This is a genomic window from Adlercreutzia equolifaciens (assembly GCF_029076695.1).
Lineage (GTDB): Bacteria > Actinomycetota > Coriobacteriia > Coriobacteriales > Eggerthellaceae > Adlercreutzia > Adlercreutzia equolifaciens_A.
In genome coordinates, this window is sequence record NZ_JARFIK010000330.1 from 1 (window position 1) to 306 (window position 306).

Annotated in this window: 1 protein-coding gene; it reads right to left on the reverse strand. The window is 34.0% G+C overall.

What is annotated here, in order from left to right; all coding sequences use genetic code 11:
- Nucleotides 1-120: 120 nt before the first annotated feature.
- Nucleotides 121-306 (reverse strand): hypothetical protein (locus PZH32_RS12610; RefSeq protein WP_275208591.1); only part of this gene is annotated, 186 nt, incomplete at its 5' end.

The following is a 306-nucleotide window of genomic DNA, read 5'->3' on the forward strand; positions in this document are numbered from 1 at the left end:
GTCATCCATTATTTATTATAATTTTTCTACTATTACAATAGCTTTTTTAACAAGTTTTCTTGTCTTGGAGTTTAAAAGAAAGCTACCAGTTTTTTTCCTCTGATAGCTTTCCATTCATTCTTATTCTGTTGGGAACATCGCTGCTTCCAACTTATTCATCTCTGTATCCAAAAGACCATATTTTCCTGAGTTATCTTTTTCCACGGATACGTTTACAGTAACAGCTTTTCCATATCTGTTCTTTTCAAGACTCTTCTGGACACTTTCTGTTAATACAGCTGCAAAGACTTCCGGATCATTTCCATC